At 57.8% G+C, this 15,008-nt stretch carries 13 protein-coding genes and 1 pseudogene; 8 read left to right on the top strand and 6 right to left on the bottom strand.

Going from position 1 to position 15,008, the window contains the following annotated elements:
• Positions 1–83: 83 nt before the first annotated feature.
• The gene (locus tag DNK06_RS13755; RefSeq protein ID WP_131180564.1) at positions 84–779 is read right to left on the bottom strand and encodes a GntR family transcriptional regulator; all 696 of its coding nucleotides are present in this window, start codon (positions 777–779) and stop codon (positions 84–86) included.
• Between the two features lie 555 nt (positions 780–1,334).
• Between DNK06_RS13755 and DNK06_RS13750 the strand changes: the two genes are divergently transcribed.
• The 6 genes and pseudogenes from DNK06_RS13750 (at position 1,335) to DNK06_RS13725 (ending at position 7,795) form a co-directional block, all read left to right on the top strand.
• Positions 1,335–2,057: a GntR family transcriptional regulator gene (locus tag DNK06_RS13750; protein WP_131180563.1), complete on the top strand. Its 723-nt coding sequence runs from the start codon at positions 1,335–1,337 to the stop codon at positions 2,055–2,057.
• Between the two features lie 93 nt (positions 2,058–2,150).
• Positions 2,151–3,470 (top strand): NAD(P)/FAD-dependent oxidoreductase, encoded by a 1,320-nt coding sequence (locus DNK06_RS13745; protein ID WP_131180562.1) that lies wholly within the window; start codon positions 2,151–2,153, stop codon positions 3,468–3,470.
• A 188-nt stretch (positions 3,471–3,658) separates the two neighbouring features.
• Positions 3,659–3,958 (top strand): annotated as a pseudogene (locus DNK06_RS13740) (MFS transporter); the annotation flags it as partial.
• A gap of 78 nt (positions 3,959–4,036) precedes the next feature.
• Positions 4,037–4,939, top strand: coding sequence for a dihydrodipicolinate synthase family protein (locus DNK06_RS13735; protein ID WP_131180561.1), 903 nt, complete (start codon positions 4,037–4,039; stop codon positions 4,937–4,939).
• A 1-nt stretch (position 4,940) separates the two neighbouring features.
• On the top strand, positions 4,941–6,431 hold the full coding sequence (locus tag DNK06_RS13730) for an aldehyde dehydrogenase (RefSeq protein WP_131180560.1): 1,491 nt from the start codon (positions 4,941–4,943) through the stop codon (positions 6,429–6,431).
• Positions 6,432–6,817: 386 nt separating this feature from the next.
• On the top strand, positions 6,818–7,795 hold the full coding sequence (locus DNK06_RS13725) for an SDR family oxidoreductase (protein WP_131180559.1): 978 nt from the start codon (positions 6,818–6,820) through the stop codon (positions 7,793–7,795).
• Here DNK06_RS13725 and DNK06_RS13720 read toward each other — a convergent pair.
• The 3 genes from DNK06_RS13720 to DNK06_RS13710 are packed head-to-tail and all read right to left on the bottom strand — an operon-like array spanning position 7,772 to position 11,336.
• Positions 7,772–9,391: an alpha-amylase family protein gene (locus tag DNK06_RS13720; protein ID WP_131180558.1), complete on the bottom strand. Its 1,620-nt coding sequence runs from the start codon at positions 9,389–9,391 to the stop codon at positions 7,772–7,774. The two genes, DNK06_RS13725 and DNK06_RS13720, sit on opposite strands and share 24 nt — an antisense overlap.
• Positions 9,388–10,923, bottom strand: coding sequence for an alpha-amylase family glycosyl hydrolase (locus tag DNK06_RS13715; RefSeq protein WP_131180704.1), 1,536 nt, complete (start codon positions 10,921–10,923; stop codon positions 9,388–9,390). Before DNK06_RS13715 ends, DNK06_RS13720 begins: the two co-directional genes overlap by 4 nt.
• Before the next feature lie 32 nt (positions 10,924–10,955).
• Complete coding sequence (locus DNK06_RS13710) at positions 10,956–11,336, bottom strand: termination factor Rho (RefSeq protein ID WP_131180557.1); 381 nt, start codon at positions 11,334–11,336, stop codon at positions 10,956–10,958.
• Between the two features lie 196 nt (positions 11,337–11,532).
• Between DNK06_RS13710 and DNK06_RS13705 the strand changes: the two genes are divergently transcribed.
• A complete protein-coding gene (locus tag DNK06_RS13705; RefSeq protein WP_131180556.1) occupies positions 11,533–12,390 on the top strand; it encodes a glucose 1-dehydrogenase in 858 nt (285 codons plus the stop codon).
• Positions 12,391–12,433: 43 nt separating this feature from the next.
• Positions 12,434–13,108: a DUF2238 domain-containing protein gene (locus tag DNK06_RS13700; protein ID WP_242674674.1), complete on the top strand. Its 675-nt coding sequence runs from the start codon at positions 12,434–12,436 to the stop codon at positions 13,106–13,108.
• Here the strand turns inward: DNK06_RS13700 and DNK06_RS13695 are convergent.
• A complete protein-coding gene (locus DNK06_RS13695; protein WP_131180555.1) occupies positions 13,099–13,866 on the bottom strand; it encodes an alpha/beta hydrolase family protein in 768 nt (255 codons plus the stop codon). The genes DNK06_RS13700 and DNK06_RS13695 overlap by 10 nt on opposite strands.
• Complete coding sequence (locus DNK06_RS13690; protein WP_131180554.1) at positions 13,856–14,947, bottom strand: DUF3182 family protein; 1,092 nt, start codon at positions 14,945–14,947, stop codon at positions 13,856–13,858. Before DNK06_RS13690 ends, DNK06_RS13695 begins: the two co-directional genes overlap by 11 nt.
• Positions 14,948–15,008: the final 61 nt, after the last annotated feature.

Raw genomic sequence — 15,008 nt, 5'->3', positions numbered from 1 at the left:
CTCTCGCTCAGCGACACATGCCGCTGCGTCCGATCATGCTGACTTTTTATTCGCCCAGCGTTGGTGGAGGCGTGCATTCGCTTTTAATAGGTACCTGTTCTATCAGCCCAGGTATCAGCCTTCAGTCCTTGAGGGGCGATGAACATTTCCATGTTCCCTCGAGACAGCTCCCAATGTTCGAACACCAGATCAACTACAGCGGTTTCGTCATGCCTGGCGAACGCTTCAATGAATGAGTCGTGGTGCTCGACAGCGAGTAACAGGTGCTTTTCCATTTCTTCGTTACGCGGCCTGAAGAAGGTATGGCCGATTCTCGCGTGGTCGATCAGCAACCGGCCGAGACTGGGCTCGAGATAAGGGCTGCCGGACATTTCCCCCATGATTTCGTGAAACCGATTATTTTCCACCACCATCGCCAGTGGATCGCGCGCGAGCGTCGCGCCGCGAAATCGCTCCTGGGTAGCCTGCAGATCATTCAGTTGCGCAGGCTTGAAATTCTGTACAGCCAGCCGGCCGATCGCCGCATAAATCATCGGTGCGGCGAGGAAGAAATTGCGCAAGGTCGAGTGATTCATCGGTGCAACCCGCGCACCACGATTTTCTTGGATGTCGAGATAGCCCTCGCCTGCCAGGCGCCGCAGTACTTCGCGAACCGGTGTGCGGGACAAACCATAGCGAGCGCTCAAGCTGAGTTCTTCCAGGACTTGGCCAGGATCGAGCTGCATCGTCAGGATCTGCCGTTTCATGTCGTCGTAGAGACTGTTCTTATCGCTTTTCACAAGGGCCTCCGGCTGTTGACCGACCCGCCGCACATGGCTGATGGATCGAGACTCGCACGCGCTCCGACGTCGGTCAATACGCACTGTATTCTTTATGTATACCAATAGAATTCATAAAAAATACGCGGAGACCGCTATTTTCTTGCTCGCTTCAACAGTTTGGTCAGTGCTTCGCAGGCCTCCGGCCAGTCGCAAACAGATATGAACAGGTCGCTTTCAGAAATACACCTTCATCGTGACTCATCTTGCGCAGGTGAAGATCCGAACCGATGAGCGCAACAGGCTCATCGACTCGAACTCGCAGCGGTCGCGAGTAAGAGCGGTTCGGGGTGCGGATGTGATGAAATAGCGCCACGACACAGGCACCGCACTAGGCCTACAGCAGCCGTGGCGTACTCACGCCGAGTACACCCGCCCGCTTGCTGAACGATGTCTTCCAGACCCAAATCAGGGCGCCTGCTGTCCATGCAAAAATCTGTAGACATATTGTCTAACGTGATTTTATAGTCATTATACAAACTGTAGACACAGATTATGACCAGCAGAAAACAGTCCATGAAAGCTCATTCCGAAGCCGACAACCTCGTCATCGACATTCCCCTGGATCGCAAGACGGTTCTCGGTGATGCGCTGCGCCGCCGAATTCTGAGCATGGAACTGGCACCTGGTGCCGTCGTCGACGAGATCGCTCTGTGCAATGAGTTCGGCCTTTCCCGGCCTCCTGTCAGGGAACTGCTGCGGCAGATCGCAGCGGAGGGCTACATCGAACTGGAGGCTAATCGTGCGCCGCGCGTTGCCTCGATGAACCACGAATCCCTGCACAGCTTTTACCTGGCTGCACCACTGATCTACATCGCGACCACGCAACTGGCAGCGCTACATGCCTCGGCCGCGGAAATCGAAGTGCTCAGAGGGATTCAGGAACAGTTTCGCCAGGCCATCGAAGAGAAGGATGTCGAGAATCGTGTCATCCATAACGACGAGTTCCACCTCGAGATCGGCAGGATGGCACACAACGATTACCTCATGCCCAGCCTGCGACGTCTGCTGATCGACCATGCGCGGCTTGGAAAAATCTTCTACCGACACCCCACTACCGATGACATGCAACGCGATCTGGAGATCGCCTGCGACCAGCACGACCAGATGATCGACGCTATCGAGCGGCGTGACCCGGATACCGCTGCGGTAGTCGTGCGTGCGCACTTCGAGCTGTCGCGTCGTCGCATGGCGGAATACGCCGCACCAGCCGGTGTCGAGGTGGCATTGACGTTTTAGGAACCCAAGCGCTGGTGGTCTCACCTGATCATGAGTCATTTCACGCAAGGGATAGTTAACCAAAGCTCAAACAATAAAGTTAGGTTTCCCGAAATGACCAGAGTGACCCACTTGCCTGCCGATGATTCGACCTGCGGCTGGTTCCATCTCAGCAAACCCAGGCAACCAGAACCTGCCCATAGCGGCAAGAGCTCCGCTCGCTGGGTCATCATAGGAGCTGGCTATGTAGGCCTTGCAGCGGCTCGGCAGTTGGCACTGCATTATCCCGGCGACGAGATCATTCTGATCGAGGCCCAGGAGGTCGGTTTCGGGACAGCCGGGCGCAACGCCGGATTCGCTATCGATCTCCCCCATGATATCGGGGCTGAAGACTATATCGGCGACATCGCTGTCGCTAGAACCTCGATGAAGCTCAACCTCACAGGCCAGTCGATGCTCACCGAACTGGTCGAGCGTTATTCCATCGAGTGCCAGATGAAAGCCTGCGGCAAATACCAGGCGGCCGTGGAGGATCGCGGCGTAGCAGTGCTGGATGCCTACCGCCGTGGTTTGGACAAGCTGGGCCAGCCGTATGAAATGATCGAGGCGGATGAGCTGCCCAGCCATATTGGCACTCGCTTTTATCGCAAGGCACTTTTCACTCCGGGCACCGTGCTCCTCCAGCCGTCCGCTCTGGTCAAAGGCTTGGCTGACTCGCTACCGGGCAATGTGACCCTCTACGAGCACACGCCCATTACCGATGTGGAGTATGGCGAAAAGGTGGTTCTGACTCACAAGAACGGCAGCATCACCGCCGACAAGCTGATCCTCAGCACCAATGCGTTCGGCATGAGCTTCGGTTTCCTGAGGGGCCGCATGCTACCGGTATTCACCTACGCCAGCATCACTCGGCCATTGACCGACGACGAGCAGGCTCGCCTCGGCGGCAAGCCCTACTGGGGTGTGATACCCGCCGATACCTACGGCACCACGGTACGCCGCACACCGGACAACCGTCTGCTGATTCGCAACAGTTTCAGTTTCAACCCGGACGGCCAGAGCAAAAGCAAATTCAACGAGCGTTTCGTGCGCAACCATCGCGCCTCCTTCGCCAACCGCTTCCCAATGCTGCCCGACGTCGAGTTCGAATACACCTGGGGCGGCTCTCTTGCGTTGTCGAGAAACCACACGAGCCAGTTCGGTGAGTTGGCTCCCAACGTCTACGGCGCACTTTGTTGCAACGGCCTCGGCGTAACTCGCGGCACCGCTACCGGCAAGTTGCTTGCCGATTGGCTGGCGGGCGAACGTACGGAGATGACCGAGTTTCTGCTGGGCTCGCCCGGTCCGAACAGAAATCCGCCGGAGCCCTTTCTTTCTTTCGGTGTGAATTTCAATTTGAAGTGGGGCCAGCACCGCTCGGGCCGGGAAATATAGGCACTCGAACATTTGATACATGCAACGTTTTTTCTTGCGCGGCAATGATTTCTTGGCCTGCGAAAGACAAGGAATGCCAACCGTAATTTAGGTGGTGGCTTAAGGAAACTTCAGAACTGAAGCATTTCAGTTCTGTGGATTCGCTCAGCCTGAATTTACCCGGCAGCTCTTAGAACCTGGAGACAATAATGACAATATCTACTACCTCGATCGAAGATGTACCGCTCAACCGGTTTCACCAACTTCTGACCATACGCTCCGGCGGCGGATCGTTCGTTGACGGCTACGTGCTGAGCATCATTGGCGTATGCATGGTGCAAATGACTGCGGCTCTGAGCCTCAGCAGCTTCTGGCAAGGCATGATTGCAGCGTCTGCGCTGATCGGCATTTTCTTCGGTGGCTTCCTGGGCGGCTGGCTGACCGATCGCCTGGGCCGCAAGAAGATCTTTTTCGTTGGCCCATTGCTGTTCATCACAAGCCGCTTCGCTGACCTAAACCACCCTCCGCGCCAGTTAATCCAGAGATAGGCGCGACAGATAGAAGCTGAACCCCACAGGAGAACCACCGTGAAATTTGAAGGCATCTATACCCCGGCAATCACCCCGCTGACCGCTGACGGACAGATCGACTCGTCGGCATTCGCTGAAGTGCTCGAGTACCTGATCGAGTCCAAGGTTCACGGCATCATCATCGGCGGCTCCACCGGAGAGTACTACGCGCATACGGCCCAGGAGCGTTTCGACCTCGCTGCCAAGGCCAAGGACGTGATCAACGGTCGCCTGCCGCTGATAGTAGGAACCGGCGCCATTCGCACCGAAGACTCGGTGGCGTTCGCCAAAGCCGCCAGGGAAATCAAGGCTGATGCGCTGCTGGTCGGCACCCCGCCTTACGCCCTGCCAACCCAGCAGGAGATCGTCACCCACGTGAACGCGGTGGACAACGCAGCCGGCCTGCCGATCATGCTCTATAACTACCCGGGCCGCATGGGCGTGGCCATGGGTGACGAGGTGTTCTCTGCCCTCGCTGGCAACAAGAACATCGTCGCCATCAAGGAAAGCACTGGAGATGCCGCCAGCCTGCACCTGCTGGCCAGCAAGTACCCGCAAATCGCCCTTTCCTGCGGCTGGGACGACCAGGCGCTGGAGTTCTTCGCGTGGGGGGCACGCAGCTGGGTCTGTGCCGGCTCCAACTTCATTCCGAAGGAGCATGTGGATCTGTACCAGGCGTGTGTGGTCGAAAACGACTTCGTCAAAGGTCGCCGCATCATGACCGAGCTGCTGCCCCTGATGGACTTCCTGGAGACAGGCAAATTCGTGCAGTCGATCAAGTACGGCAGCGAAGTCGCGGGTCTGAAAACTGGCGGCGTGCGTGCCCCGCTGCAGTCGCTGAGCGGCGACGAGAAACAGACCCTTAAAGAGATCATCACTGTACTCAAGCGTAACGTCGCAAAAATCACCGAGGGCGTATGACATGGCTGAATTGCTGAGCAAAGAGCAATACGCGGCGATTGCCGCAAAACTCAACTTTCCGACCCAGGCGTTCATCGACGGCGCGTTCCGCGATTCCGTCTCGGGCAACACCTTCGCCACCACCAACCCGGCAACCGGCAAGCTGCTGGCCAACATCGCCGCAGGCGACAGCCACGACGTCGACCTGGCCGTGGCCAGCGCCAAGAAAACCTTCGACGACGGCCGCTGGAGCAAGCTCTCGCCGGGCGCGCGTAAAGGCGTTCTGCTGCGTTTCGCGCAACTGCTCGAAGACAACGCCCACGAGCTGGCGGTGATCGAAAGCCTGGACAGCGGCAAACCGATTCAGGAATGCCAGAACGTCGACGTGCCGGAGACCATTCACACGATACGTTGGCATGCCGAACTGATCGACAAGATCTACGACAGCACCGCCCCGACTGGTTCAGGTGCAGTGACCATGGTGGTACGTGAGGCCATTGGCGTGGTCGGCCTGGTGCTGCCCTGGAATTTCCCGCTGCTGATGCTGGCCTGGAAGATTGCACCGTCGCTGGCCGCTGGTTGCTCTATCGTGGTCAAGCCAGCCAAGGAGACGACCTTGAGCGCACTGCGCGTGGCTGAACTGGCCCACGAAGCGGGCATACCCGCAGGTGTGTTCAACGTGGTACCTGGTGGCGGTCGCGAAGTCGGCGAACCGATTGGTCGTCATCCGGACGTCTCGGCAGTCAGCTTCACTGGCTCTACCGACACCGGTCGCCTGTTCCTCAAGTACGCAGCCGAATCGAACATCAAGCGCGTCGTGTTGGAACTGGGTGGCAAGAACCCGGCCGTAGTGATGAACGACATCGAAGATATCGACAGTGTCGCGCAGCACCTGGTTGCCGGTGCATTCTGGAACATGGGTGAGAACTGTTCGGCCTCGTCGCGGCTGATCGTGCATGCCGATGTCAAGGATGCCCTGCTCGAACGCATGAAAGTGCAGGTGCGTGACTGGAAGCTGGGCGACCCGCTGGATCCCGAGAACCGCCTGGGTGCCATGGTCAGCAAGTCGCATTTCGAGAAGGTACGTTCGTACCTGGAGTATGCGGTCGAGCAGCAACTCGATGTCGTCGAGGGTGGCAATGCCCGCGAAGGCGTGTTCATCGAGCCGACCATCGTCGATGGCGTGAGCCCTGACAGCCGGTTGTTCAAGGAAGAGATCTTCGGCCCTGTGCTGAGCGTCACCACCTTCGATACCATCGACGAGGCCATCGAACTGGCCAACGATACCGTCTATGGCCTCGCGGCCTCGGCCTACACCAGCAACCTGCGCAACGCACTGCGCCTGTCCCGGGAGATTCGCGCCGGCATCGTGACCGTCAACTGCTTCGGCGAAGGCGACGCCTCGACGCCGTTCGGAGGCTATAAAGAGTCGGGCTTCGGCGGTCGTGACAAGTCGCAATGGGCGCATGATCAATACACCGAGATCAAAACCATCTGGATCGACGCGTCGTAATTACAGGCAACATCCCTCACAAGTAGAAGTGCCACCACCGTCCCACGCAACCGGTGGTAGGCACCGTCAAGGAAATCGGCGAACTGGTAGCAGCGCTCAAGGAAGAGCACTCAATGCTGCTGCGCCGACGGCCTGACTCTAACCGGTCGCCGAATTCACCCTGAGAAGCGAGTTATAGCCAGGTATGCACATCACCGGAGAGTAGTCTAGTCCTCCACTCATCGATACCGAGATTAAGGCTCTGATCAATGCTACGTAGGAGGTGATGGTGAGGAGGATATTTCCGCTGATGCGGTGATTATTTGAGCGTAATTTCTCTTTGTCCTTCTGATTGAACCCCATGCAGCTGCATGTCTCTACTCCTCGAGTGCCTGAGAGGAATACGAATGAAAGACCTTGATTGTCCGGTGGTGGTGATTTGCGGTGCCAGTGCTGGTGTTGGGCGTGCCACCGCCCATGCTTTCGCTGCCGCTGGCTATTCCATCGGGTTGATCGCACGCAGCGATGAAGGTTTAGCGCTGACAGTCGAGGAGTTGCAGTCTTACGACGTGGCCGCTTTGGCGATCAGTGTGGACGTGGCCGAAGCGGAAGCTCTTGCCCTGGCGGCACAACGATTCGAAACGGAACTCGGGCCGATCGACGTCTGGATCAATTCGGCAATGGTGACGGTCTTCGCTCCGGTTGAGCAACTGACACCGGGTGAAATCAAGCGGGTCACCGAGGTGACCTATCTGGGCACTGTTCATGGCACCTTGGCGGCGCTTTCGTTTATGCGTTCGCGCAACCGTGGCGTCATTATCCAGGTGGGCTCGGCGCTTGCGTATCGCGCGATCCCATTGCAATCGGCCTATTGCGGCGCAAAGTTTGCGGTACGGGGTTTTACCGACTCACTACGATGCGAGCTCATCCACCAACGCAGCAACATCAACGTTTGCATGGTTCAACTTCCCGCCATGAACACACCTCAGTTCGATTGGGCGTGCAATAAACTTGGCAAGCGCGTGCAACCTGTACCGCCGATCCACGACCCTTACGTTGCCGCGCGAGCCATTCTCAGCGTCGTCAATGCTCCGCCGCGAGAGCTTTGGCTTGGAATGACGACCATCAAGGCAATCATGGGAACCCTGTTTTTTCCAGGCTTGCTCGATCGACTCCTGGCGCGTCGCGCATGGTCGGGCCAGATGGTGGACAATACTCAACCAACGCCTCAGGCAGGAAACCTGTTCGAACCCGTAAACGGCCTGCATGAAGTGCGTGGACGTTTCACCCGTAATTCGCGCAAGCGCGCATGGGGATTGAGTTCAAGTCGTGTAATCGCTGTCTTGGCAATCACCGCAGCCTTACTGGTCTTGTTGATTCTCTGACGGCGTGCGGACGCGCCTGAACCAGCGATAGCCATACGGATTGATCGATAGGCCTGTTGCACGCTCATCCATGTAGGACGTGTCAGCGATAATTTCCGAGAATCCATCAAGGTCGACGGATACCTCGGCTATCGTGCTGCCGAGATTGGCCAACATGAGCGAAACAGGGTCTTCGCCATGGCTGATTGCAAAGACAGCGGGATGCTGTACATCCAATAACCGCACTCTCCCCTTGCCGACTTCCGGCAAGTTAGCACGCAGGCGCAGCAGATCAGAGACTCGATCAAGCATGGAGCCCGGGATGCGCTGCTGTGCCGTCACGTTGAGGGTCTGGTAGGCGAAAGCGCCTTGGTCGATAACCGGCATGGCGAGTTTCCCGGTAGAGCTGGAAAAACCTGCATTGGCCTTGTCGGACCATTGCATGGGCGTGCGTACCGCAAGGCGCTCGGGCAGATCCAGATCGTCTCCCATTCCGATCTCGTCGCCATAGCGCAGCACCGGTATGCCGGGCAACGAAAGCAGCAGCGCCTGAGCCAACAGTTGGCGATGGACATCCCCGTCAAGCATCGGTGCCAACCGGCGGCGAATGCCGCGCCCATACAGGCGCATGTCTTCTTCCGGGGCAAAGATACGCATGACTTCCTCACGTTCTGCTTCGCTCAGACGCTCCAGATCCAATTCGTCATGATTGCGCAGCCACACTGCATAGCCGGCATTGTCTGGCGACTGCGGCCTGCGTTCGATGGCTCGCTGAAGCGGCTCGGCCTGCCGAGTGGCCAAGGCCAGGAAGATATGATTGTTGAGCCAGAAATCGAGCACCAATCCCATACGCTGGCCATTACCGAGGTAATGGGGAAAGCGCTCGGGTTCAACGTCCACTTCGCCCAGCAGAATGGCTTGGGGGTTGAGGCGGATCATGAAGGCATGAAGCCGTTCCAGTAGCCACACGCCCTGCTCTTCTTTTCCACCACCGGCCTGCTCAACCATATGCGATGCCGCATCAAGGCGGAAACCATCAATACCCAGCGCCAGCCAGCGAGCCATGATCCGCTCGATTTCCTCGATCACATTCGGGTTGGTCAAATTCAGATCCGGCTGATAACGGTAAAACAAGTGCCGGTAATACTGCCCTGCCTGCTCATCCCACTGCCAGATGCTGTCTTCGACAGATGGAAAGATGGGTGTGTTGCCATCATCGACTGGCAGATCCGACCAGATAAAATAATCGCGATATGGACTATTCCGATCCTGCCGCGCCTTCACGAACCATGGATGCAGGTCGGACGTGTGCTGCATGACAAGTTCCAGGATGATCCGCATGCCGCGCTGCTTCATCTCACGAACCAGCGCTTTGAATTGTGCTTCGCTGCCGAAGCGCGGGTTCAGGGCGAGATGGTCGGTGACGTCGTAGCCCGCGTCGCGCCATGGCGATTCGTAGATCGGCATCAGCCACAACGTTCCGATACCCAGACCTTGCAGGTAGTCCAGCTTTTCGATGATGCCGCCCAGATCTCCCCAGCCGTCGCCAGTGCTGTCAAGAAACAGGGAGGGGTCAATCTGATAGATCAGCGTGTTCAGATGCCAATGGGCATTCATGCGTCGCTCCTGCAAAGAACCACAGCCTGCTCAGGTGCCAGCCAACCAGTGAATGGCTGCCCTTCACCATGACCATCGCTTGCCACCTGCACCCGCCAGGGTTCGGCAAGCGAAAAAACCTGATCCGTTTCGCTGAAGTTGATGCACACCAGGCGTTCGTCGTCTTCGTACCAACGCCGATAGGCCAAAACCTGTGGGTGCGACGGCAGTTCTTGCCAATTGCCTAGCCGCAGCGCATTGCTGACGCGTCGACAGGCGAGCAGCCGTCGATACAGGGCAAGCGTCGAAGTCGATTGATGATGTTGAGACTCTACCGACAACAGGCCGGCGCGAGGCGCAAACGGCAACCAGGTCGGCGCACCCTTCCAGCCGTGAGGGGCTTTCGCTGTCCACGGCAACGGTGATCTGCTGCCGTCGCGGCCACCCGGGTCGACACGGGAATGCTCGTTGACCTCGATATCTTCCAGGCCAAGCTCCTCTCCCTGAAAGATGAATGGCGTGCCGCGCAAGCTGAGCAGCAGCACAGCGGCGGCCTGAGCCCGACGCAACGAGCCTCCGTATCGGCTGCGATGGCGACTGTTGTCATGGTTGGAGAGTACCCAGGTAGGCCATGCCAGCAACGGCCCCAGCTCATTTTCCACTTCACGGATGCAGAGACGGAAGAGTACGGGATCCCAGCTAGCATCCAACGGCGGAAAGTTGAATGACATATGCAATTCGTCGCTGGCCCCGTAATAAGCCGCAACCTGGCGCGTGGAGCGAATGTTGACCTCGCCGATCAGCACGCGATCACCGGGATAACCGTCCACCAGCCGCCGCAGGCCTCGGAGCACCTCATGACTGTAAGGCTGGTCGTTGATATGCACCATGGCCTCCCCGGCCAGGCACCGCGGGTCATCTTCGAAATGCGGATCCTTACCGACGCAATGCACCACATCGATCCGGAAACCATCCACTCCGCGCTTGAGCCAGAAGTGCAACACGTCATGCATGGCCGCGACCACTTCCGGGTTGTGCCAGTTTAGGTCGGGCTGCTGGGGCAAGAAAAAGTGCAGATAGTACTGCTGGCTGCCTTCATGCCATGTCCAGGCGCTACCGCCGCCGATGGCTGCTCGCCAGTTGTTGGGCTGGTCACGCCAGATGTACCAGTCACGCTTTGCACTGTCGCGGCTAGCCCGCGATTCAACGAACCAGGGATGCTGATCGGAGGTGTGGTTAGGGACGAAATCGAGCAGTATTTTCAGGCCCCGCTGGTGAGCCTCGTCGATGAGTGTGTCGAGATCGTCAAGGGTGCCAAAGAGCGGATCGACATCGGTGTAATCACAGATGTCGTAACCGGCATCGCACATGGGCGAACGAAACACCGGGGATATCCAGAGCGCATCGACACCCAGTGCCTTCAGGTAATCGAGGTTCGCACTGATGCCACGGATATCGCCGACACCGTCACCATTGCTGTCGGCGAACGAGCGCGGATAAACCTGATAGATCACCGCGCTCTTCCACCATAGATGGTCGTTCGCTTCTGCCATGCAAACTCCTCGACTATCCCGTTTCTGCTGCATCAATGGTGTTCGCGCAGGGCCTTGATCAGTTGTGCTTTGCTCATGCTGGAACGACCCCGAATATCCTTGCTGCGAGCCTCTTTCAGCAGACTTTGCTTGGTCTGGGTGTCCAGTGAAGGCTGGGAGGTGCGGGAATGCCCTTCACGCGTTTTGGCGGCGCGCTTGGCCGAATCCGAGCGTGCGGTCTTTTTTTCGCTCGACGATGTTTTCTTGCCCGAGCCACCTGATTTCTCACCGCCTCCGGATTGCTTGTTAACGGTTGCCCAGGCACGGGCTTCGGCTTCGTCACTGGACACACCCTTGTCCTCGTAACTCTCTTCAATATGCTGCGCCTTGCGCTTTTGCTCCTCGGTGTATTTGTCTTTGCTTCCACGTGGCATGGTGATCACTCCCGGATAGCCCTTGGTTTAGGTATGAAGCTAGCCTTGGCGTGTGAGTGCCACCGGATGGACGAACGGCTCGTGGCTCACATGAACCTTTCGTCGAGATGTCATACGATTTGCTCCAACTTTCATGCATTGCCAGTTTTCCCAAAAGAACAGCGGCAGGATTCCCCTGTTCAAAGGAGAGACAGCAATGCGTACCTACCCTACTCCGCCCTTCCCCGCCCAGCCCCAGCCAGTGCCGGGTTCACAGCGTAAAATGGAGCCCCTGCCGGACTGCGGCGAACACACCTATACCGGCAGTGACCGCCTGAGCGGCAAGGTCGCACTTATCACGGGAGGTGACAGCGGTATCGGTCGCGCAGTGGCAATTGCCTTCGCCCGGGAGGGTGCGGACGTGGCCGTTGCCTATCTGCAAGAAGACGAGGACGCCCGCGAAACCGCCCACTGGGTCGAACAGGCCGGACGGCAATGCTTACTGTTACCCGGAGACCTGGCGGACAAGGCGGTATGCCAGAGCATCGTGGCAAGAACCGTGGAGCAGTTCGGCCGTATAGACATTCTGGTCAACAACGCCGCTTTCCAGATGAGCCGTCAATCGCTCGAGGAGATTCCCGATGAGGAGTGGCTCAGAACCTTCGATGTGAACATCACCGCCATGTTCCGCTTGTGCCAGGCGGCGGTGCCGTCCATGCCGCGTGGCGGCTCGATCATCAACACCACCTCGATCAATTCCGATGCCCCCACACCCACGCTGCTCGCCTATGCAACCAGTAAGGGCGCGATCGCCAATTTCACTGGTGGGCTTGCACAATTGCTGGGGCCTAAAGGTATTCGAGTCAACAGTGTCGCGCCCGGCCCGATATGGACGCCGTTGATCGTATCCACAATGCCGCAGGAGTCGGTGACCACCTTCGGTGAACAGACACCCCTGGGGCGGCCCGGTCAGCCGGTTGAGGTGGCACCGATCTTTGTCTTGCTGGCATCCGATGAAGCCAGTTACATCTCGGGTTCACGGTATGGCGTAACCGGCGGAAAGCCCATCCTGTGAACCAGGCCTTGGGGTTGAATAGGTCTAGACCTTTGATAGCTGGGTGATTGCCATTATTTCCAGGCGTCCTGACAATTTGACTCTGCCAACAGCCACGCCGGCTCAGGCCTCGACTCTGCTGGCCTTGGCAGTGGCCGCCGTGATCTGCTCCGGCATAGCTCCGCATAGCCGTGTGGACTGGCTTGTCGAAAATGCTCTGCCGGTCGGGCTGTTGCTCGGGCTCGCCGCAGTCTGGCGGCACCTGCGGCTGTCATGCGCGGCTTATCTGGCAATCTTGCTGATGATTGGCGTACATGAACTGGGCGCGCATTTCACCTATGCCGAGGTGCCCTATGAGAAATGGATTCATGACCTCACGGGTCACTCGTTAAGTTCACTGATGGGCTGGCAACGCAATCAGTTCGATCGGTTGGTACACCTAAGCTACGGCGTTCTGTTCTTCATCCCTTTCAGGGAAATTATCTATCGCCAGACCACGCTACGCGGTGCCTGGCTGGCACTGATGGCCGTGAGTCTGATTCTGGCGACATCGGCATTGTATGAATTGATCGAATGGGTGGGAGGCCAATATCTGGGCGATGATCAAGCCGAGGCCTTCCTCGCGACGCAGGAAGACCCATGGGATGCACAGAAAGATATGGCCTTGGCTCTGCTAGGCGCGCTAACCAGCCTTATGATGATAGAAGGCCGTCTATTTTTTAGAGTGGTTCATGAGTAATACGCTGAATAATAGGGATATTCAGCCGTGCGCGATTCAACAATCATTTCACTTATCCAACTGGTCAATATCGACGTATAGGCTTTTTGATCACTGTCTTGAGTGAGCGCATGATCGGCACCGGTCATTATTCGATGTGTCAATGAGTGTGCTTTCTCAAAAGAGGATCGATAGTTCATCAACGTGGCATGAGGTATGTAGTCGTCGAACTCCGACTCCACCAGCAGTACGTCACCGGTGAACCGTGAGCAGGCAGTCAACGCTCTGTTTTCGAGCGGTGTGACGACTGTACGTCGGTACTGCGCCAAGCGTTCGCGATCGAGCAGTTGCTTGGGGCTACTCCACTCTTCGTCCCAATACAGCGCCGGCACACGTAGCGCCAGCCAGCGTACGGCGCGTAACTCGCTGAGAATGGCGGACAGGTAACCGCCATAGCTGGTACCGATGACCGCTATCTTGTCGGAGTCGATGGTGGGCAAGCTCACCAGGCGGTCATAGGCGGCGAGGAGATCGGCCAGGCTATCTTCGCGGGATACGCTCTGTCTGCTGGCGGCAGTCTGTTCGTGCCCGCGCATGTCGAAAGTCAGGCATACACAGCCAAATCCGGCGATACCTTTCGCCCGGGCCAGGTCACGCTGCTGGCTGCCGCCCCAGCCATGAACAAAGAGCACGCCAGGCACCTTGCGCTCGGGCGACATCAGGGTGCCAGCCATGAGTTCGTTGCCCACCTCGATGTTTATCTTTTCGCTATATGCCATCGGTTTCAACCTTCACATATCTGCTGAGCGTGCCATGGGGCGCGATGCTGCAACGTTGAAGCAGCTGCGCTCCCACGGGCGCATCATCGTGATAAGACTCGTAGGTGCTGGCACATACACGCGACAACTGTGGGTTTTGTTGCAGGGCCTGAAGGGCAAAGAGTTCCGCGGCGCTGGCACCACCGATCCGCCAGGACTGCTCCAGGACTCCGGAGCGCTGGCGGCCAAGGTGATCGATGCCCTGGGCGATATCATAGTTACGCCGTGAGGCGATCAATCCATAGCATTCAAGCGCTGCCTGCTCGTAGCACTGCGCCTGATCAATGGCCTTGCGGGCTTGGGCGTCGAGCGGCAAGGACTGCAGCGCGGCATAATCGCCGCGCACGACGCTCAGTTCAGAGCCGCCATACACCTCATGACCGCAGTCATCACGGGTCAAGCGCTGAGTTCCGAAATAGCTGGCGGTAATACCTGCAACGGTCACCTGCCCAACGCTGAAGGTTGCGACACTTTCCAGCTGCTCCTCGAATACCAACCCCCATTTGGCCACTTCTTCAACATCCTGACCGACAAGGCAGGCATCCAACTGAGCCTGGTCGGCAATCAATTCCTGACCCAGCCCAGCTTTGCCCCGTACCGGCTTCATTCTGACCGGCCCGTTGCGCAGCAGCAGTATCGCTGCGCGCCGTGCGTCCTGTAGATCGAACACCGTGTAACCAGCCAGAACCACCGATGCAACCTGCTGATGAAAATCGGTGCACCATCCCTCGGGCACGCATAGTGGCTTGTCGATCAATGGGTGGCTGATGGCTTTGGTCGCCATGAAGGCTTGCGGCACCGCGCCGCCGAAAAAGTCGTCCGCGTTGCTTATGCCGAGTCGACTCATGCTCTGCATACCGACCAGGGTTTCAGCTGGCACCCAGTAGCAATCACCCTCAGCAGGATTCCCATCTCGCCAGCCCAGCAAGGGAATTGCCAGTAACGACGCCAGCTTTTCGCCCAGCAATAGCTGGATCGCAGCATCATGCTCAGGTATTGGCGTGTCCATGGTGATCAGTGCAACCCCTGCTTTGCTGGTCATCGCCGAACCGCCCTGCGCCCTGCGCCTAAGGAGTCCATGGCGAACTGATTTTGCTGGCTGC

The organism is Phytopseudomonas daroniae, from assembly GCF_004327285.1.
Classification (GTDB): domain Bacteria; phylum Pseudomonadota; class Gammaproteobacteria; order Pseudomonadales; family Pseudomonadaceae; genus Aquipseudomonas; species Aquipseudomonas daroniae.
This window is presented reverse-complemented; position numbering and strand designations above follow the sequence as displayed.

Coding starts and splice junctions, on each gene's coding strand:
- DNK06_RS13705 (WP_131180556.1), top strand. CDS start 11,533: ATGCGTACCTACCCTACTCCGCCCTTCCCCGCCCAGCCCCAGCCAGTG.
- DNK06_RS13750 (WP_131180563.1), top strand. CDS start 1,335: ATGAAAGCTCATTCCGAAGCCGACAACCTCGTCATCGACATTCCCCTG.
- DNK06_RS13695 (WP_131180555.1), bottom strand. CDS start 13,866: ATGGCATATAGCGAAAAGATAAACATCGAGGTGGGCAACGAACTCATG.
- DNK06_RS13720 (WP_131180558.1), bottom strand. CDS start 9,391: ATGAATGCCCATTGGCATCTGAACACGCTGATCTATCAGATTGACCCC.
- DNK06_RS13715 (WP_131180704.1), bottom strand. CDS start 10,923: ATGGCAGAAGCGAACGACCATCTATGGTGGAAGAGCGCGGTGATCTAT.
- DNK06_RS13730 (WP_131180560.1), top strand. CDS start 4,941: ATGGCTGAATTGCTGAGCAAAGAGCAATACGCGGCGATTGCCGCAAAA.
- DNK06_RS13725 (WP_131180559.1), top strand. CDS start 6,818: ATGAAAGACCTTGATTGTCCGGTGGTGGTGATTTGCGGTGCCAGTGCT.
- DNK06_RS13710 (WP_131180557.1), bottom strand. CDS start 11,336: ATGCCACGTGGAAGCAAAGACAAATACACCGAGGAGCAAAAGCGCAAG.
- DNK06_RS13745 (WP_131180562.1), top strand. CDS start 2,151: ATGACCAGAGTGACCCACTTGCCTGCCGATGATTCGACCTGCGGCTGG.
- DNK06_RS13690 (WP_131180554.1), bottom strand. CDS start 14,947: ATGACCAGCAAAGCAGGGGTTGCACTGATCACCATGGACACGCCAATA.